This window comes from Burkholderia sp. Bp9143 (genome assembly GCF_003853645.1).
GTDB lineage: Bacteria > Pseudomonadota > Gammaproteobacteria > Burkholderiales > Burkholderiaceae > Burkholderia.
In genome coordinates, this window is sequence record NZ_QTPO01000023.1 from 34,144 (window position 1) to 51,785 (window position 17,642).

General features: G+C 68.0%; 15 protein-coding genes. 8 read left to right on the top strand and 7 right to left on the bottom strand.

Annotated features, from left to right (window positions below; all coding sequences use genetic code 11):
- The first annotated feature begins 13 nt into the window (after window positions 1–13).
- A complete protein-coding gene (locus DIE23_RS18630; RefSeq protein ID WP_124613481.1) occupies window positions 14–793 on the top strand; it encodes an ABC transporter ATP-binding protein in 780 nt (259 codons plus the stop codon).
- A gap of 55 nt (window positions 794–848) precedes the next feature.
- On the opposite strand, the gene DIE23_RS18635 is transcribed toward DIE23_RS18630, so the two are convergent.
- The gene (locus DIE23_RS18635; protein ID WP_124613482.1) at window positions 849–1,346 is read right to left on the bottom strand and encodes a GNAT family N-acetyltransferase; all 498 of its coding nucleotides are present in this window, start codon (window positions 1,344–1,346) and stop codon (window positions 849–851) included.
- A gap of 136 nt (window positions 1,347–1,482) precedes the next feature.
- On the opposite strand from DIE23_RS18635, the gene DIE23_RS18640 reads away from it, so the two are divergent.
- Window positions 1,483–2,409 (top strand): LysR family transcriptional regulator, encoded by a 927-nt coding sequence (locus DIE23_RS18640; RefSeq protein ID WP_124613483.1) that lies wholly within the window; start codon window positions 1,483–1,485, stop codon window positions 2,407–2,409.
- Between the two features lie 570 nt (window positions 2,410–2,979).
- The gene (locus DIE23_RS18645; RefSeq protein WP_124613484.1) at window positions 2,980–4,065 is read left to right on the top strand and encodes a porin; all 1,086 of its coding nucleotides are present in this window, start codon (window positions 2,980–2,982) and stop codon (window positions 4,063–4,065) included.
- 158 nt (window positions 4,066–4,223) lie between these two features.
- On the opposite strand, the gene DIE23_RS18650 is transcribed toward DIE23_RS18645, so the two are convergent.
- Window positions 4,224–4,562: a P-II family nitrogen regulator gene (locus DIE23_RS18650; RefSeq protein WP_006398637.1), complete on the bottom strand. Its 339-nt coding sequence runs from the start codon at window positions 4,560–4,562 to the stop codon at window positions 4,224–4,226.
- An 83-nt stretch (window positions 4,563–4,645) separates the two neighbouring features.
- On the bottom strand, window positions 4,646–6,367 hold the full coding sequence (locus DIE23_RS18655; RefSeq protein WP_124613485.1) for an NAD+ synthase: 1,722 nt from the start codon (window positions 6,365–6,367) through the stop codon (window positions 4,646–4,648).
- A gap of 109 nt (window positions 6,368–6,476) precedes the next feature.
- On the opposite strand from DIE23_RS18655, the gene DIE23_RS18660 reads away from it, so the two are divergent.
- Both DIE23_RS18660 and DIE23_RS18665 read left to right on the top strand, forming a co-directional pair.
- On the top strand, window positions 6,477–7,655 hold the full coding sequence (locus tag DIE23_RS18660; RefSeq protein WP_124613486.1) for a GNAT family N-acetyltransferase: 1,179 nt from the start codon (window positions 6,477–6,479) through the stop codon (window positions 7,653–7,655).
- Window positions 7,656–7,735: 80 nt separating this feature from the next.
- A complete protein-coding gene (locus DIE23_RS18665; RefSeq protein ID WP_124613487.1) occupies window positions 7,736–8,608 on the top strand; it encodes a GIY-YIG nuclease family protein in 873 nt (290 codons plus the stop codon).
- Between the two features lie 56 nt (window positions 8,609–8,664).
- Here DIE23_RS18665 and ppa read toward each other — a convergent pair whose 3' ends face one another.
- Window positions 8,665–9,192, bottom strand: a complete 528-nt coding sequence (ppa, locus tag DIE23_RS18670) for an inorganic diphosphatase (RefSeq protein ID WP_011885693.1) — start codon at window positions 9,190–9,192, stop codon at window positions 8,665–8,667.
- Window positions 9,193–9,416: 224 nt separating this feature from the next.
- Here ppa and DIE23_RS18675 point away from each other — a divergent pair, with 224 nt between their 5' ends.
- The 3 genes from DIE23_RS18675 (at window position 9,417) to DIE23_RS18685 (ending at window position 13,126) form a co-directional block, all read left to right on the top strand.
- Window positions 9,417–10,856, top strand: coding sequence for an aldehyde dehydrogenase family protein (locus tag DIE23_RS18675; RefSeq protein WP_124613488.1), 1,440 nt, complete (start codon window positions 9,417–9,419; stop codon window positions 10,854–10,856).
- A gap of 75 nt (window positions 10,857–10,931) precedes the next feature.
- Window positions 10,932–11,690 (top strand): SDR family oxidoreductase, encoded by a 759-nt coding sequence (locus DIE23_RS18680; protein WP_124613489.1) that lies wholly within the window; start codon window positions 10,932–10,934, stop codon window positions 11,688–11,690.
- A gap of 131 nt (window positions 11,691–11,821) precedes the next feature.
- Entirely contained in the window at window positions 11,822–13,126 is a 1,305-nt protein-coding gene (locus DIE23_RS18685; protein WP_124613490.1) for an MFS transporter, read from the top strand.
- Window positions 13,127–13,288: 162 nt separating this feature from the next.
- Here the strand turns inward: DIE23_RS18685 and DIE23_RS18690 are convergent, their stop codons facing one another.
- From DIE23_RS18690 to hemC, 3 genes are read right to left on the bottom strand one after another with little or no spacing between them, the layout of a single operon-like run.
- The gene (locus DIE23_RS18690; RefSeq protein ID WP_124613491.1) at window positions 13,289–14,476 is read right to left on the bottom strand and encodes a heme biosynthesis protein HemY; all 1,188 of its coding nucleotides are present in this window, start codon (window positions 14,474–14,476) and stop codon (window positions 13,289–13,291) included.
- Between the two features lie 2 nt (window positions 14,477–14,478).
- Complete coding sequence (gene hemDX / locus DIE23_RS18695) at window positions 14,479–16,449, bottom strand: fused uroporphyrinogen-III synthase HemD/membrane protein HemX (RefSeq protein WP_124613492.1); 1,971 nt, start codon at window positions 16,447–16,449, stop codon at window positions 14,479–14,481.
- The gene (gene hemC, locus DIE23_RS18700; protein WP_124613493.1) at window positions 16,449–17,435 is read right to left on the bottom strand and encodes a hydroxymethylbilane synthase; all 987 of its coding nucleotides are present in this window, start codon (window positions 17,433–17,435) and stop codon (window positions 16,449–16,451) included. The genes hemDX and hemC overlap by 1 nt, the downstream gene beginning before the upstream one ends.
- Window positions 17,436–17,642: the final 207 nt, after the last annotated feature.

The window sequence follows — 17,642 nt, forward strand, 5'->3', positions numbered from 1 at the left end:
CGCAGGACTATTGATGAATTCCCAGACTCAGAAGCTTTTCGTCGACGATCTGCACAAGCGGTACGGCGACAACGAGGTGCTCAAGGGCGTGTCGCTGAAGGCGAACTCGGGCGACGTGATCAGCGTGATCGGTTCGTCCGGTTCCGGCAAGAGCACGATGCTGCGCTGTATCAACTTCCTCGAGCAGCCGAACGCGGGCCGCATCGTCGTCGATGGCGAGGAAGTGCGCACCACGCCGGACAAGACGGGCGCGCTTCGCGCGGCCGATTCGAAGCAGTTGCAACGCGTGCGCACCAAGCTGTCGATGGTGTTCCAGCACTTCAATCTCTGGTCGCACATGAACGTGATCGAGAACGTGATGGAAGCGCCCGTCAACGTGCTCGGCATCCCGAAGAAGGAAGCCGAGGAGCGCGCGCGCGAATATCTCGAGAAGGTCGGCCTCGCGCCGCGTGTCGAGAAGCAGTATCCGTCGCATCTGTCGGGCGGCCAGCAGCAGCGCGTCGCGATCGCGCGCGCGCTCGCGATGCATCCGGACGTGATGCTGTTCGACGAGCCGACGTCGGCGCTCGACCCGGAACTGGTCGGCGAAGTGCTGAAGGTGATGCAGAAGCTCGCCGAGGAAGGCCGTACGATGATCGTCGTCACGCACGAGATGGGCTTCGCGCGCAACGTGTCGAATCACGTGATGTTCCTGCACCAGGGGCGCGTCGAGGAAGAAGGCGCGCCGTCCGAGGTGTTCGCGAACCCGAAGAGCGAACGCCTGCGCGGGTTCCTGTCGGGCAGCCTCAAGTAACGCGCGCGACGCGTTACGACACGCGAACGGGCGCCATGCGGCGCCCGTTTTGCGTTTACGCGGCGTCCACCGGCGCGCCGTCGGCGAACGCACGCAGCGTATCGCCCGCGAGCCGGTAGCGCACCCATTCGCTCTGCGGCGCCGCGCCGACGCTTTCGTAGAAGCGGATCGCCGGCTCGTTCCAGTCGAGCACGCTCCATTCGAAGCGCCCGCAGCCGGTATCCACGGCGATGCGCGCGAGCGCCTTCAGCAGCCGCAGCCCGGCGCCCGCGCCGCGAAAGCGCGGCGATACGTACAGATCCTCGAGATACAGGCCCTGGCGGGCGAGCCACGTCGAATACGAGAAGAAATACACGGCGAAGCCGGCTGGCTCGCCGTCGACCTCGCAGATCAGCGCGCGTGCGGGCGAACCTTCGCCGAACAGGCTGCGCTCGAGCGACGCAGGCGTCGCGACCACTTCATGCTCCGCCTTCTCGTAGATGGCCAGCTCGGTGATGAAACGCAGGATTTGCGGCACGTCGGCGACGGTGGCGGAACGAATGTCGATTTGCACGGTAGGGAGCCCTCCTTCGGCCCGGACGGAAAACGGAATGCGGCGCCCGCGCAAGCGCGCCTGGCGTCGGACAGATCGACATGCTACGTTCACGGATCAACTGCAGGAAGTGCAGTTTCTTCATTCTGACATGAACATGATGCATCCCGACCTGCGCCGTCTCGACCTGAACCTGCTGCTCGCGTTCGACGCGCTGTACCGCCACCGGTCGGTCGCCGCGGCCGCGCACGAGCTGGCGATGAGCCCGTCCGCGCTGAGCCACGCGCTCGCGCGGCTGCGCGAAGCGATCGGCGACGCGCTGTTCGTGCGACTCGGCAACGAGATGCAGCCGACCGTGCGCGCCGACGACATCGCCACCTGGGCCGGCGACGCGCTCGACACGATGTCGAAGGGGCTCGCCCGCGCGCGCCGCTTCGATCCCGCGCAAAGCGACCGCACGTTCGTGTTCGCCGCGAGCGACTACACGGCGTTCGCCGTGCTGCCGGCGTTGCTCGCGCGTATCGAGCAGGTCGCGCCGCGGCTGCGGATCCGCGTCGTCCACTCCGACCGGAAGATTTCGATCGACGAACTCGCGGCCGGCCGTATCGACTTCGCGCTCGGCTATCACGAGGAGTCGGCCGCCGACGCGCCGGGTATCGAGGATTTCGATTGGTTCTCGGACGACTACGTGGTGATCGCGAGCGCCACGCATCCGGACATCGGCCGGCGGCTGACGCTCGACCAGTACCTCGCGGCACGCCACGTGGTCGTCACGCCGTGGAACGAGTCGCGCGGCGTCGTCGACTACGTGCTCGACCGGCTCGGCCTCGCGCGGCAGGTCGCCGTGCAGTTGCCGAGCGTGATGGCCGCACCGTTCGTGATCGCGGAATCGGCACTCCTGATGACGGTGCCGAACCGCGCCGCGCAAGCGCTGCGCCACGCGGCGCCGATCCGCATCTTCCCCGCGCCGTTCAAGATTCCGCGCTACACGGTGAAGGTCTACTCGCACGCGAAGCACGCGCGCACCGACGCGCACCGGTGGCTTCGCGCGCAACTGCTCGACGCCCGGCCGGTGCCCGATTAAGCCAGGCGCACTTGCACGGCGGGCGGCGCCCGCTGTCGGACACGCGTTTCCGACACCGCCCGGCAACGGCCGACCACCACCAATTCATTACGAAATACTTACCAACCCCACTTCTCCGGCGCCTACGCCCTCCCCCTGACGACGTCAATAGTGGCAATCCTTGACCCATCGGCGTCGAATCCGTGTCTCCCTTTTGTGACAAGGGTTTTCCGGGAATCGACGGCCCCTTGGTCACCCGCTGCGCACTGTGTTGCATGGCAATTTGGCGACACGTGTTAGTCAAACAACGATTTCCGTCGCCACAAAATTGTATTTTTGCTAAATTAGTAACCAAAGTAGCAAAACGAAGTTCGTGAAATGTAGTTTAGCTTCACGACACAACAAGGAGACCCGCAAGCCGACCCGGCAGCGCGGGACCGCTCAACGGTGTTCCGTCCGCTTGCCCGCGTGCCACGCTTACCGGCCCTGCACGAGGTCTCCCTGGTTACCCGCTTTTCGCTTTTGCCCGGCGCTCGCTGCTCCGGGCATCTCGTGCAGTCTGGGTTGACTTTTTGACAGGGTATGGAGGAGATGATGAAGAAAGCTTTGGTCGCGGCCGCGCTGATGGCTGCTGGGGTGGTGACGGCGCACGCGCAGAGCAGCGTCACGCTGTATGGTCGCCTGGATGCCGGCCTTGAGTACATGAACGGCCTGCAGGACGGCCATCGCTACCGCGCGGAAAGCGGCGACTGGGGCACGAGCCTGTGGGGCTTGAAGGGCAGCGAGGACATCGGTGGCGGCAACAAGGTCCTGTTCCACCTGGAAGGCGCGTTCAACACGATGACGGGCGGGCTCGGCACGAGCGGCTCGATCTGGGATCGTTTCGCGACCGTCGGTATCTCGAACGACCACTACGGTACGCTGCTGCTGGGTCGCGAACTCGCGATCGCAAACGGCGTGTGGGACTTCGATCCGCTGGGCCAGTCGAGCTGGTCGTCGGCATCGCTGGTACGCGGCCGCAACTGGAACAAGACCAGCAACAACGTGTCGTACCAGTCGCCGCAGTTCTACGGCCTCGACTTCTACGGCCAGTTCGCGTTCTCGAACTCGACCAGCTTCAACGGCAACACGACGGCCGGCCAGCCGGGCCGTGCAGCCGGCGCGCAGATCACGTACACGAACTCGCTGTTCCAGTTGCGCGGCATTTATGACGAAACGCGCGACAGCAACGGCCGCTTCTCGGACGTGTTCAACTACTCGCGTGAATACTTCGCGGGCGCGAACGTGTTCCTCGGCCAGTTCAAGCTGCAAGCCGCCTACCAGGCGTCGCACGCGGATGGCAGCGGCGGCCCGGCCGTCAACAACGGCATCACCGGCACCCAGCAGGTCTGGGGCGGCGTGACGTGGCAGGCAACGCCGGCGGCAGCGCTGATCGCGGCCGTGTACCACGTGAACGCCAACCACGGCGGCGGCAACGCGAACATCTACACGGTCGGCGGTTCGTACAACATCTCGAAGCGCACGCTGTTCGACATGCAGGTCGCGACGGTGCGCAACAGCAAGACCGCGAACTTCGGCCTGAACGCGAACGGTGCGGGCACGGCCGTATCGACGGGCAACCCGCATCCGGGCGGCAGCCAGACCGGCGTCTACGCCGGCATCCAGCACCTGTTCTGATCAGGCGCCGTCCAGAGAACGATTCGACAACACTTTCCACGCTGCTGCGAGAGGCGCGTATCGGTGCGGTACCCATCCGGGTATCCGCACCGTTTTTTATTGGCAGGCCGGGATCGTGCGAACCCGGCCCGATCGACCGAATCGGCCGGATGCGGCGCTCAGACCGCCGCTTCGTTCTCTTCGCCGGTGCGGATGCGGATCACGCGCTCGACGTCCGACACGAAGATCTTGCCGTCGCCGATCTTGCCCGTGCGCGCCGCGCCGATCACCGCGTCGATCACCTGGTCGACCTGCGCTTCCGCGACGACCACCTCGATCTTCATCTTCGGCAGGAAGTCGACCACGTATTCGGCGCCGCGATACAGCTCGGTGTGCCCCTTCTGGCGGCCGAAGCCCTTCACTTCCGTCACCGTCAGGCCGGTGAGGCCGACTTCGGCGAGCGCTTCGCGGACTTCGTCCAGCTTGAACGGCTTGATGATGGCGGTGATGCGTTTCATGATGGTTGTCCCTCAATGCTCGTTTGGATGCAAAATCGCGATCCCGATTGTAAGCCGGCCAGCCGCGTGCGGCCCAGCACGGCTCAGTCGAGACGTTCGGTAAAGCGTGACGTGATCGGATAGCGCCAGTCGCGCCCGAATGCGCGATGCGTGACGCGAATGCCGATCGGCGCCTGGCGGCGCTTGTATTCGTTGATCTTGATGAGCCGGGTCACGCGCGCGACGTCGGCCTCCGCATAACCGGCCGCGACGATCTCCGCGAGCGGCCGGTCTTCCTCCATGTACATCCGCATGATCGCGTCGAGCACGTCGTACGGCGGCAGGCTGTCCTGGTCCGTCTGGTTCTCGCGCAGCTCGGCCGACGGCGCGCGTGTCAGGATCCGCTCGGGAATCACGTCGCGCAACCCGTAGTCTGCAGTGGCGTTGCGGTAGCGGCACAGCCGGTAGACCAGCGTCTTCGCGATGTCCTTGATCACCGCGAAGCCGCCGGCCATGTCGCCGTACAGCGTGCAGTAGCCGACCGCCATCTCGCTCTTGTTGCCGGTCGTCAGCACGATCGAGCCGAACTTGTTCGACAGCGCCATCAGCAGCGTGCCGCGAATGCGCGCCTGGATGTTCTCTTCCGTCGCGTCCTCCGCGCGGCCCGCGAATTCGTCCGCGAGCGCCTCCCGGAACGCGTCGAACATCGGCGCGATCGCGATCTCGTCGTAGCGCACGCCGACGCGCCGCGCCATCTCCGCCGCGTCGGTGGTCGAGATGTCGGCCGTGTAGCGCGACGGCATCATCACCGCGCGCACCCGCTCCGGCCCGAGCGCGTCGCAGGCGGCCGCGAGCACCAGCGCCGAATCGACGCCGCCCGACAGCCCGATCAGCACGCCGGGAAAGCCGTTTTTGCCGATGTAGTCGCGCACGCCGGTCACGAGCGCGCGATAGACCTGCGCGTCGACCGGCAGCTCGGGCGCGATCGCGCCGGGCAGCGGGCGTGCCCCGTCGAACTCGACGATCGCGTGCCCTTCGTCGAACTGCGGCATCTTCGCGACGAGCGTGCCCTGCGCGTCGAGCACGAACGAGCCACCGTCGAACACGAGTTCGTCCTGGCCGCCGACGAGGTTCACGTAGACCATCGGCAGCCCGGTTTCGCGAATCCGCGCGCGCAGGATGTCGATACGCAGCGCTTCCTTGTTCATGTGGTACGGCGACCCGTTCGGGATCAGCAGCACCTGTGCGCCGGCGGCCTTCGCGATCTGCGCGGCCGACGCATGCCATGCGTCCTCGCAGATGATCACGCCATACTTGACGCCGTTGAGTTCGAACACGAGCGGCTCGGTGTCCGTCGCGAAATAGCGCTTCTCGTCGAACACGTCGGCGTTCGGCAGGTCCTGCTTGCGGTAGGTGGCGACGATCTCGCCGCCGACGATCAGCGACACCGCGTTGTAGGTGTCGGTCGGCGGCACGCCGCGCTCGATCGGGCGGTTTGCATTACCATCGACGGCTGGCGCGTGCGGATCGCCGCCCGGCGCATCGGCACCCGCGCTCCGTAGCGGATGACCGACCAGCACCGCGAGCCCGTCGAACGCGCGCAGCGCATCGGCGAGCGCGTCGAGCGCGGCTGCAGCCGCCGTGTAGAACGCGGGCCGCAGCAGCAGGTCTTCCGGCGGATAGCCGGACAGCGCGAGTTCGGGCGCGATCATCAGGTGCGCACCATCGTTGTGCGCGGCGCGGGCGGCCGCGACGATTCGCGCGACGTTGCCGGCGAAATCGCCGACGGTGACGTTGATCTGGGCGAGAGCGAGTCGGGTCTTCATGACGGGATCGGCGCAGCCCGGCGGCGCGCCCTGAACGGCTGACGAAATCGTCCCGGACGCGGGCCACGGCGGCACGCATCCGGCGGCATCCAACAGTACGGATTCACGCTTGAAACACGAACGCATCGATTATCGCACGGGCATCCTGTCGTCCCCCGCGGAGGTGCCGGCCGACGAATGGAACGCGCTGCTCGAGCGCGACGCGCAGCCGACGCCGTTCCTGCGCCACGAATTCCTCGACGCGCTGCACGTCTCGCGCTGCGCGGTCGACGACACCGGCTGGTCGCCGCGCTTCGTCACGCTGACCGACGCGCGCACGGGCCGGCTCGCGGCCGCCGCGCCCATCTATGCGAAGCAGCATTCGTACGGCGAATACGTGTTCGACTGGGCATGGGCCGACGCGTACCAGCGCAACAACCTGCCCTACTACCCGAAGCTGCTGTGCGCGGTGCCGTTCACGCCCGTGCAGGGCACGCGCCTGCTCGCGGCCGACGACGACGCGCGCCGCCGGCTCGCGGCCACGCTGCTCGCGTTCGCCGAGCAGAGCGACGTGTCGTCGCTGCACGTGCTGTTCCCGACCAGCGACGAAGCGCGACTGCTCGAATCGATGGGAATGATGTTGCGCGAAGGCGTGCAGTTCCACTGGCTCAACGACGGCTACCGCGACTTCGACGACTTCCTCGGCACGCTCGAGCAGAAGAAGCGCAAGAACATCCGCGCGGAACGGCGCAAGGTGCGCGATGCCGGGGTCACGTTCCGGCGGCTCGCCGGTGAGCAGATCACCGACGCCGACTGGCGGTTCTTCTCGCGCTGCTACCGGCAGACCTACCGCGAGCACTATTCAAGCCCGTACCTGAATCTCGACTTCTTCCGCGCGATCGGCGCGACGATGCCGGAGAACCTGCTGCTCGTGATCGCCGAAGCCGACGGACAGCCGATCGCGAGCTCGCTCGCCGTCTACCGGCGCGATGCGAACGGCAGCGGCGGCACGCTGTACGGCCGCTACTGGGGCGCGCTCGAACACGTGCCCTGCCTGCATTTCGAAACGGCCTACTACCAGTTGCTCGAGTTCTGCATCGAGGCCGGACTCGACACGTTCGAGGGCGGTGCGCAAGGCGAGCACAAGCTCGCGCGCGGCTTCCTGCCGACCGTCACGCATTCCGCGCACTGGCTCGCGCACCCGGCGTTCTCCGATGCGGTCGCGCGCTTTCTCGAACGCGAGACCGAGCATATCCACGCGTACGTCGACGAGTTGCGCGAACACGATCCGTTCCGGCGCGGCACGTGACGGCGCGCGCGCATCGCGTCTTTCGCGGCGGCCGCCGCCATTTCTGAGACACTGACGGCTTCGCATCCCGCCGCCTTCCCATGTCCTGGTTTCTGTATCTGATCGAGTGCGCCGACGACAGCGTCTACACGGGCATCACGACCGACGTCGCCGCGCGCTTCGACGAGCATGCATCCGGCAAGGGCGCTCGCTACACGCGCTCGCGCAAGCCGCGCACGGTGCTCGCGTCGTTCCCGCTGCCCGACCGGTCGATCGCATCGCGCGCCGAGTACTGGGTGAAGCGACTCACGGCCGCGCAAAAGCGGGAACTGGCAGCCGGGATCCGGACGCTCCAGTCGGTGTTGCCGGCCGGGATGTCGATCGACGGAAACGTCGACGCCGCCGGGATGCAGGACGGCACACGCGAAAAGAAGAAGGTGAAGGCGAAGCGCGCCGACATTGCGACGCAGCCGGCGGACACTGAAAAGGCCGTTGGGAAAGCCGCGAAGAACGGAACTGCCGGAACTACCGGAACAAAGTCCAGGACCACGAAAACCGCGAAGCCCGGACGCGCCGCAACGGCGCCAAAGTCGGCAAAGGCGGCGCCTGCCGCCTCGAAGCGTGCCAGGACCGCGGACGACGCGAAAGCGAAAAAGACCGCCTTGCGCGGCACGCCGGCAAAACCGGACAAGCCGGCCGCCAATGCGGCGCCGAAACGGAACGCGCCGGCAACCGGCGGCAAGCCCGCAGCGAACGGACTCGCGGCCCCCGCTTCCGTACCGGCGCGCGGCCGTCGGTCGGCCACCAAGGCCACGGCCGAACTCATCGAGGCCGCCGCTGCCCCTGCGCGCCGCGCAACAGGCGCGAAACGCGCGAAGGCCGTACCGAGCGCGAGTACCCTGCCCACTCCCGCCCGCAAGAAAACCACCGCCCGCGCCACGCCGCGCACAAAACAAAACCGCGCGGCCTCCTGAGGAGACACGCGCGGTTTGCGTTCCGATCGAACCGGCCGTGAGGCCGGCCCGCCGGCTTACTTCTTGTAGTTCGCGGCGCCGTCGGCGATTTCCTTGTGCGCGGCGTCGATGCCGGCCCAGCCTTCGACCTTCACCCACTTGCCCTTCTCGAGCGCCTTGTATTGCTCGAAGAAGTGCTTGATCTGGTCCTTCAGGTACTCGGGCACGTCGTCGATCGACTTCAGGTTCGCCGTCATCGGGCAGACCTTGTCGTGCGGCACGGCGACCAGCTTCGCGTCGACGCCCGACTCGTCGGTCATCTGCAGCATGCCGAGCACGCGCGAACGCACGATCGAGCCGGCCAGCAGCGGGAACGGCGTGATCACCAGCACGTCGACCGGATCGCCGTCGCCCGACAGCGTCTGCGGGATGTAGCCGTAGTTCACCGGGTAGCGCATGCCGGTACCGATGAAACGGTCGACGACGAGGAGACCCAGCTCCTTGTCCGCCTCGTACTTCACCGGATCGCTTTGCGCGGGGATCTCGATGATCACGTTGAAATCGTGCGGCAGGTCCTTGCCGGCCGGAACATGATTGAAGCTCATAGCGCTCTCTGTTGGTCGATGGGAATTCGGGACAGGGCGCCGCGGCCGATGCACCGCCGCGGGCGTCCCCGCAGGGAATGCGCCATTATAGCCAATCGACCGGTGGCGTCCGGATGACGATCGGCGCGATAATCGTTCCGGATGTCCGGCCACCGAACCCGACGCAGCGTGATCCGGCATCGGCGCGCAGGCACGATGCCGAGAACGCGAAGACAGGAGCAGGCATGGAAGAAGCGAAGCACTTCATCGCGGGCGAATGGACGTTGCCCGCGCAACTGGAGACGATTCCGGTCGTCGATCCGTCCGACGGCCAGCCGTTCGCGTCGATCGCGCGCGGCACGGCGCCCGACATCGAGCGCGCGGTCGCCGCGGCCCGCGACGCGTTCGCGGGCCCGTGGGGCGCGGCGAGCGCCGCCGAGCGCGGCCGCGTGCTGATGCGGCTGTCGGCGCGGGTCGCCGACCATCTCGAGGAACTCGCCGCGATCGAGGCGCGCGACACCGGCAAGCCGCTGAAACAGGCCCGCGCCGACGCCGCCGCGCTCGCGCGCTACTTCGAGTTCTACGCAGGCGCCGCCGACAAACTGCACGGCGAGACCCTCCCCTATCAGGCCGGCTACACGGTGCTGACGGTGCGCGAGCCGCACGGCGTCACCGGCCACATCGTGCCGTGGAACTACCCGATGCAGATCTTCGGGCGCAGCGTCGGCGCGGCGCTCGCGGCCGGCAACGCATGCGTCGTGAAACCGGCCGAGGATGCGTGCCTGTCGGTGCTGCGCGTGGCCGAACTGGCCGCCGAAGCCGGGCTGCCGGCCGGTGCGCTCAACGTCGTCACCGGCTACGGCCATGAAGCCGGCGCCGCGCTCGCGCGTCATCCCGGCATCGACCACATCTCGTTTACGGGCTCGCCCGCGACCGGCAAGCTGGTCACGCAGATGGCCGCGGAGAACCACGTGCCCGTCACGCTCGAGCTCGGCGGCAAGTCGCCGCAGATCGTGTTCGCCGACGCCGATCTCGAAGCGGCGCTGCCCGTGCTCGTGTCGGCGATCGTGCAGAACGGCGGGCAGACCTGTTCGGCCGGCAGCCGCGTGCTGATCGAGCGCGCGGTCTACGAACCGCTCGTCGAACGGCTCGCCACCGCCTTCAACGGGCTGCGGGTCGGCCCGAGCCGCGCGGATCTCGACTGCGGCCCGCTGATCAATGCAAAGCAGCAGCAGCGCGTGTGGGATTTCCTGTCCGACGCGCAGCACGACGGCATTCCGATGGCCGGGCACGGCCAGGTCGTCGCCGATGCGCCCGAAAGCGGCTTCTACCAGGCGCCCGCGCTGCTGCGCGACGTGCCGCCGTCGCACCGGCTCGCGCAGGAGGAAGTGTTCGGCCCGGTGCTCGCCGCGATGCGGTTCGTCGACGAAGACGAAGCGGTCGCACTCGCGAACGGCACGCCGTACGGCCTCGTCGCGGGCATCTGGACCCGCGACGGTGCACGCCAGCTGCGTCTCGCGCGCCGCTTGCGTGCAGGCCAGGTGTTCATCAACAACTACGGCGCGGGCGGCGGCGTCGAGCTGCCGTTCGGCGGCGTCGGCCACTCGGGTCACGGCCGCGAGAAAGGCTTCGAGGCGCTGTACGGCTTCACGACGCTGAAGACGATCGCGATCCGGCACGGCTGAACCGGTCGAACCCGGCCGGCACCGACAGGCCGCGCGGCGAAACACCCTGCATTCTTCCAACACAGGAGACACACCATGCGGTTGAGCGGCAAGACGGCCATCGTCACGGGCGGCGGTTCCGGTTTCGGCGAAGGCATCGCGAAGACCTACGCGCGCGAAGGCGCGAACGTCGTCGTCAACGACCTGAACGGTGCGGCGGCCGAGCGCGTCGCGAGCGAGATCGCGCTGGCGGGCGGCAAGGCGATCGCGGTCGCCGGCGACGTATCGAAGGACGACGACTGGCGCGCGCTGCTGCAGGCCGCGCTCGACGATTTCCATTCGGTGCAGATCGTCGTGAACAACGCCGGCACCACGCACCGCAACAAGCCGGTGCTCGACGTGACCGAAGCCGAGTTCGACCGCGTGTACGCCGTCAACATGAAGAGCCTGTTCTGGAGCGTGCAGACCTTCGTTCCGTATTTCCGCACGCAGGGCGGCGGCGTGTTCGTGAACGTCGCGTCGACGGCCGGCGTGCGGCCGCGCCCGGGCCTCGTCTGGTACAACAGCACGAAGGGCGCGATGATCACCGCGAGCAAGTCGCTCGCGGCCGAACTTGGCGCCGACCGGATCCGCGTGAACTGCATCAACCCGGTGCTCGGCGAGACGGGCCTGATGACCGAGTTCATGGGCTGCGAGGACACGCCGGAGAATCGCCGCCGATTCCTGGCGACGATTCCGCTCGGCCGCTTCTCGACGCCACAGGACATCGCGAACGCGGCCCTGTACCTCGCATCCGACGAAGCCGAGTTCATCACCGGCGTCTGTCTCGAAGTCGACGGCGGGCGCTGCATCTAGCCGCACGGCCGTGATTGCGCCGCGCCGGCATCGCCGGCCGGCGCCGCATCCACGCATCGTCATGGCTTCGCACGACACCGGATCGGGCGCCGACGCGCCGGCTCCGGACTACTACAAGGACAGGAGACAACATGGCAACATCGACGCAGTCGCTGCCGGGCTCGTCCGGCGCATTCGAGGAAGCAACCTACCGCAAGGTGTCCTGGCGGCTCACGCCGCTCCTGCTTCTCTGCTACGTGGTCGCGTATCTCGACCGCGTGAACGTCGGCTTCGCGAAGCTGCAGATGGCGAGCGACCTGAATCTCAGCGACACGGTCTACGGGCTCGGCGCCGGGATCTTCTTCTTCGGCTACTTCCTGTTCGAAGTCCCGAGCAACATCATCCTGCACAAGGTCGGCGCGCGCGTCTGGATCGCGCGCATCATGGCGACGTGGGGCGTGATCTCGATCCTGACGATGTTCGTCACGACGCCCGCGATGTTCTACGTAATGCGCTTCCTGCTCGGCGTCGCCGAAGCCGGCTTCTTCCCCGGCGTGATCCTGTACCTCACCTACTGGTATCCCGCGCATCGGCGCGGCCGGATGACGACGTTCTTCATGACGGCCGTCGCGTTGTCCGGCGTGATCGGCGGGCCGATCTCCGGCTTCATCCTGAAGGCGTTCAACGGCGTGAGCGGCTGGCACGGGTGGCAATGGCTGTTCCTGCTCGAAGGGATCCCGTCGGTGCTGGCCGGCGTGCTCGTGTTCTTCGCGCTCGACGACCGGATCGCGAAGGCCAAATGGCTCACCGACGAGGAAAAGGCGCTGCTTGCGCGCAACGTCGACGCGGAGGAAGCGACCAAGGAAGACCTGCCGCTCGGCGCGGTGATGGCGAGCCCCCGCGTGTGGCTGATGGCGCTCATCTACTTCTCGTTCGTGATGGGGCTGTACGGCGTCGGCTTCTGGCTGCCGACGATCATCAAGGCGACGGGCGTGACCGATACGTTCATGATCGGCCTGCTGTCGGCGATTCCGTATGCGGTGGCGGTAGTCGCGATGATCCTGATCGCGCGCAGCGCGGACAAGCGCCGCGAACGACGCTGGCACCTTGCGATTCCGGCCGCGTTCGGTGCGCTCGGGCTCGTGCTGTCAGTGATCGGGGCGCACCAGACAGCGCTCGCGATGCTCGGGCTCACGCTCGCGACGATGGGCATCCTGACGACGCTGCCGCTGTTCTGGAGCCTGCCGACCGCGTTCCTCGGCGGCGCGGCAGCTGCGGCAGGCATCGCGATGATCAACTCGATCGGCAACCTCGCGGGCTTCCTGAGCCCGTACATGATGGGCTGGCTCAAGCAGGCGACGGGCGCCAACGACGCGGGCATGTATATGCTCGCCGGGTTTCTCGTGCTCGGCGGGCTGCTCGCGCTGTCGGTGCCGAAGCGGCTCGTCGACAAGTAACGCAGCGCGCTGCGACGGGGTTCGTCGCGAACGAGGATGACCTGCCGCGCCGGCTCCGCGCGCAGCGCGTCCGGTCCGGCGAGCCGGTACCGAATAAGAAAAGCCCCGAAGGCCATCCGGCGCTCGGGGCTTTTTTACGCGCGGCGGGCAAGCGCCGCCACGTCAGACCACGGTGATCGCGAGCGCGCTTTCGCGGTAGTGCTTCGCCGCCTTGTCGGTTTCGCCGAGATGCTCGAACAGGCGTGCGAGCGCACGGTGCGTACGCACCTTCAGCGCCTCGTTGTCGGCCTGCTTCAGCGCGGCTTCGAGGAACGACTGCGCCTTGCCCCACAGTTGCTGCTGCTGGCAGAGACGGCCGAGCGCGAACAGCAGGTCGGCATCGTCCGGGTGATCCTTCTTCCACCCTTCGGCCTTCTGGATCAGCGGCAGCGCATCGCCGCCGGCCGTGTCCGGATAGCGGCGCAGCAGGCGCGCATCCCAGTTGTGCGCGAGCGCATCCTCGACGATGCGGCGCGCTTCGGTGCGGCGCTCGAGCGCCACCAGCAGGTCGGCCGCGAGATCGGCCAGGCGCGGCGACTGGCGTTCGAGCGGCGACAGCGACTGCCATACCTCGAGCAGCGCGTCCGGGTCGTGCCGGCGTTCGCGCAGCAGATTCTCCGCCGCTTGCTGGCGCAACCGGACGGCCGCGGCCGGATGCAGCGCCTCGCGCTTCTCGAGCGCCTTCGCGAGCTTCAGCACCTCGGCCCAGTTCTTCAACTGCTGCTGCGCGCGCAGCGCGACCTGCTGCGCGTGGATGCGCTTGCCGCCCGCCTGCAGGTCGGCCAGCGCGGCGAGCGCGCCGTCGGCATCGCGCGCATCCGCGCGCATGTCGGCCGCGGCGAGCAGCCGTGCATCCTGCCATTCCGGTGCGTCGACCTTCGACAGCCAGTCGTCGCGGCGCGTGTACTCGTGCATCCGGTGCGCGGCAGTGGCCGCGACGAGACTCGCGGCACCCTGGTTCGCATCGACCGCGAGCGCGTCGCGCGCGGCCTTCTCGGCACGCGAGAAGCGGCCTGCGTACAGGTTCGCGATCGCATCGCGCAGCGACGCCTGCGCCTTCTCGTTGCGCGAACGCGCACGATACGCGGCGACCCGCTGCGGCATGCGCCAGATGTTGCGCACGATGCGCAGCAGCGCGTACACGACGATGAACAGCACGACGATGGCGATCACGAACAGGTTCAGCGACACGTCGATCCGATACGGCGGATAGACGAGCAGCACCTGCCCCGCGTCGAAATGGCCGACGGTGGCCAGTGCCGCGGCGATCCCGAACAGGATCGCGAGCCAGACGATTCCTCGAAGCGTCATCGTTACCCCCGGCTCTTGAACTGCTGAACGGCGTTCAGGCTCGTGTTCAGGTTCGGCACCGCGACCGTCAGCGATGCGCCGTCGACCTGCTTGAGCAGGTCCTCGACGGATTGCGTGTCCTTCGATGCCTGGTCGAAATACTTGCCGAGCGACGCCTGCGCGGCGTGCAGGTCGGCCTTCATCGCGCCGTCGTTGCGCGCGAGCAGCGACAGCCGCGCGGTGAGCAGGCGCAGCTTCACGTTCTCGCGCACGAAGTAGCCCTGGTCGGGCGAGGCGAGCATCGCGTCGGCATTGTCGATCCGGCGCACCTGCACGAGGCCCTTCAACTGCTCGCCGAGCCCGGCCGAGAAGTCATGCCACCACACCTTCCAGCGCGGCGTGTCGGCTGCCAGCGGCGACGCGGCTTCGGCCGGCGCGGCCTTCGGCGCCGCGTGTGGGACGATCGCTTCACCCGACAGCGGCAGCGCGTCGATCTTCGCGATCGCGTCGTCGAGCTTGATCGCGAGGCCCGTGAGGTCGGCCGACGGCGCGGCCTTCAGCGTCTCGATGTCCTGCGCGAGCGCCTTGCGCACCGTGACGGCCTGTGCGCTCTGCGACGTCGCGAGGCGCGCATCGGCATTCTGCAGCGCGATCAGCGCGAGCTGCGTGTTGCCGGTGAGCTGCAGTTGCTGGCTCGCGCTCGACAGCATCTGGTCGACTTCCTCGAGCATCCACGCGTCGCGGTTGCGCGACAGGTCCTGGTATTGCTGCTGCAGCGCCTGCTGCGCACTCTGCGCGTCGGCGAGCTTGCCGTCGAGCTGCGCGAGCTGCGTGTCGACCTGGTGCGTGCTCGCGAGCGCCTGCTCGGTCTTCATGCGGGTTTCGGCCGTCTGCGCATCGAGCGCCTTCTGGCGTGCGACGAACGAATTGTCGAGCCGGTCGACCTTGCGGTTCAGCGCATAGCCGCCGACGCCCGCCGCGCAGCCGAGCACGACGACGACGAACCACAGCGCCGCGCTGCCGCCACGGCGCGCGGGCGGTTCGGCGCCCATATAGGCAGGACGGGACGGCGGTGCGGATGCAGCGGCCGGCTGGGAAGCGACGCTTTTGGAATCGTTGGTATCTGTCATGCGTTTAGTCACCGGTGCGGCTGTCGCCGGTTGGACGGCCTCGTCGGCCATCGTTCGAAACGCGCGGACGATGCGCTCATCGCCCGCGCCGGTCAGCGTAATCCTATCAAAACCCAGTGCGCGCGCGGTCTGCTCGATACGCGGGTGCGGCGTCACGAGCGGCGCATGCTTCAGCGCCTCGATCTCGGCGTCGTTCAGGTGCGTGCGGGCGAGTTCGTGCAGGTTACGCACGCCCTCCGAGCTCGTGACGAGCCACGCGTGCGGCGCGCCGGCGAGCAGCGCATGCACGCGCTCCCACGCGCCGATGCGCGGCTCGGGCACGACGCGCCGGTACGCGGCTGCGAGCGTGACGTCCGCGCCGGCTTCGCGCAGCCGCTCGGCGAGCCATTCGCGCCCGCCGTCGCCGCGCACGATCAGCACGCGTTTGCCGGCGAGCGCCTGCGCGCCGCCGAACGCGGTCTCGATGCTCGCGAACAGGCTTTCCGAATCGTAATGCGGGACGCCGCCGTCGGCGGGTGCCTGCGGCGCGATCACGCGATGCGCGGGCGCGGCGATGCCGTGACGCTCGAGCGCCGCGACGCTGCCGGGGCCGACGACGCCGACCGGCAGCGCATTCGGCCAGATCGCGCCGTACTGCGCGAGCGCGCGGTCGATCGCGTTCGGCGACACGAAAATCACGAGCGCGTAGTCGGCGAGCGCCGCGAACGCGGCGTCGAGCGGCGCCGGATCGTCGACCGGCGCGATGTCGATCAGCGGGAATTCGAGCACGTCGCAACCGGCGTCGGCCAGCTGGGCCGCGAGCGCGGCCGACTGGCCGTCCGGGCGCGTCAGGACGGCGGTGAACGCGCGCGCGCCGCCCGCCATCAGGCGTCGCCCTTGCCGGCCTGCGAGCCGGCGAGCAGTGCATTGACGATGTCGAGCGCGCCCTGTGCCTCGAGCTCGTCGGACACCGCGCGGCCGAGCGCGAGCGCGTCGGCCACGGTCATGACGGCGCCGCACTCCTCGGCGGTCAGCACGCGCTGGCCGTCGGTCGTCGACACGCGGCCCGTGAGGTACAACTCGCCCGCGCGCCACACCGCGTGCGCGGCGAGCGGCACCTCGCAGCTGCCGCCGAGCGCGCGCGACACCATCCGCTCGGCCTCGATCGCGAGCGCGGTCCGCGGGTCGTGCAGCGGCGCGAGCCATCCGGCGACATCCGTGCGGTGTGCGGCGATTTCGATGCCGAGCGCGCCCTGGCCGGCGGCCGGCGGGCTGTCCTCGACGTCGATCAGCGCGCGAATCCGCGCGTCGAGGCCGAGACGCTTCAGGCCCGCCGCCGCGAGGATGATCGCCGCGTAATCGCCGCGATCGAGCTTCGACAGGCGCGTGTCGAGGTTGCCGCGCAGCGGCTGCACGTTCAGGTGCGGATAACGCGCACGCAGCATCGCCTCGCGGCGCAGGCTCGACGTGCCGACGACCGCGCCGTCCGGCAGCGCGTCGAGCGACGCGTGGTCGTTCGACACGAATGCGTCGCGCGGATCCTCGCGCTCCATGATCGCGGTCAGCGCGAAGCCGTCGGGCAGTGCCATCGGCACGTCCTTCAGCGAATGCACGGCCAGGTCGGCGCGGCCGTCGGCGAGCGCATTCTCCAGCTCCTTCACGAACAGGCCCTTGCCGCCGACCTTCGACAGCGTACGATCGAGAATCTGATCGCCACGGGTCGTCATCCCGAGGATTTTCACGTCACAAGCTGGATATAATTTGCGCAGCGCATCACGCACATGTTCGGCTTGCCACATCGCCAGGCGGCTCTCGCGCGAAGCAATCGTCAGCGTCGCGGGGGCGGATGCCGAAAGAGTCTCGGAATTCATTGCTGGAACATCGAAGGACGGGATTGAAGATCGAACAATGGTAGCACGCACGCTTCGGCCCGCCCGGGCCCGGAGCCTGCGCCCGCCGCGCTTCGGCGCGAGCGGCGACACCGATGCGCGGATGTGCCGCACCCAGCTGGTTGCTTGACCGCAGTTCCCGTAGTTTCCGCAGTCCCCGCAGTCCCTTTTGACTCGAGCTTTCCCAAG

Coding starts and splice junctions, on each gene's coding strand:
- DIE23_RS18650 (WP_006398637.1), bottom strand. CDS start 4,562: ATGAAACGCATCACCGCCATCATCAAGCCGTTCAAGCTGGACGAAGTC.
- DIE23_RS18675 (WP_124613488.1), top strand. CDS start 9,417: ATGGAAGAAGCGAAGCACTTCATCGCGGGCGAATGGACGTTGCCCGCG.
- DIE23_RS18680 (WP_124613489.1), top strand. CDS start 10,932: ATGCGGTTGAGCGGCAAGACGGCCATCGTCACGGGCGGCGGTTCCGGT.
- DIE23_RS18655 (WP_124613485.1), bottom strand. CDS start 6,367: ATGAAGACCCGACTCGCTCTCGCCCAGATCAACGTCACCGTCGGCGAT.
- DIE23_RS18690 (WP_124613491.1), bottom strand. CDS start 14,476: ATGACGCTTCGAGGAATCGTCTGGCTCGCGATCCTGTTCGGGATCGCC.
- DIE23_RS18640 (WP_124613483.1), top strand. CDS start 1,483: ATGATGCATCCCGACCTGCGCCGTCTCGACCTGAACCTGCTGCTCGCG.
- ppa (WP_011885693.1), bottom strand. CDS start 9,192: ATGAGCTTCAATCATGTTCCGGCCGGCAAGGACCTGCCGCACGATTTC.
- hemC (WP_124613493.1), bottom strand. CDS start 17,435: ATGAATTCCGAGACTCTTTCGGCATCCGCCCCCGCGACGCTGACGATT.
- DIE23_RS18645 (WP_124613484.1), top strand. CDS start 2,980: ATGATGAAGAAAGCTTTGGTCGCGGCCGCGCTGATGGCTGCTGGGGTG.
- DIE23_RS18665 (WP_124613487.1), top strand. CDS start 7,736: ATGTCCTGGTTTCTGTATCTGATCGAGTGCGCCGACGACAGCGTCTAC.
- hemDX (WP_124613492.1), bottom strand. CDS start 16,449: ATGGCGGGCGGCGCGCGCGCGTTCACCGCCGTCCTGACGCGCCCGGAC.
- DIE23_RS18685 (WP_124613490.1), top strand. CDS start 11,822: ATGGCAACATCGACGCAGTCGCTGCCGGGCTCGTCCGGCGCATTCGAG.
- DIE23_RS18630 (WP_124613481.1), top strand. CDS start 14: ATGAATTCCCAGACTCAGAAGCTTTTCGTCGACGATCTGCACAAGCGG.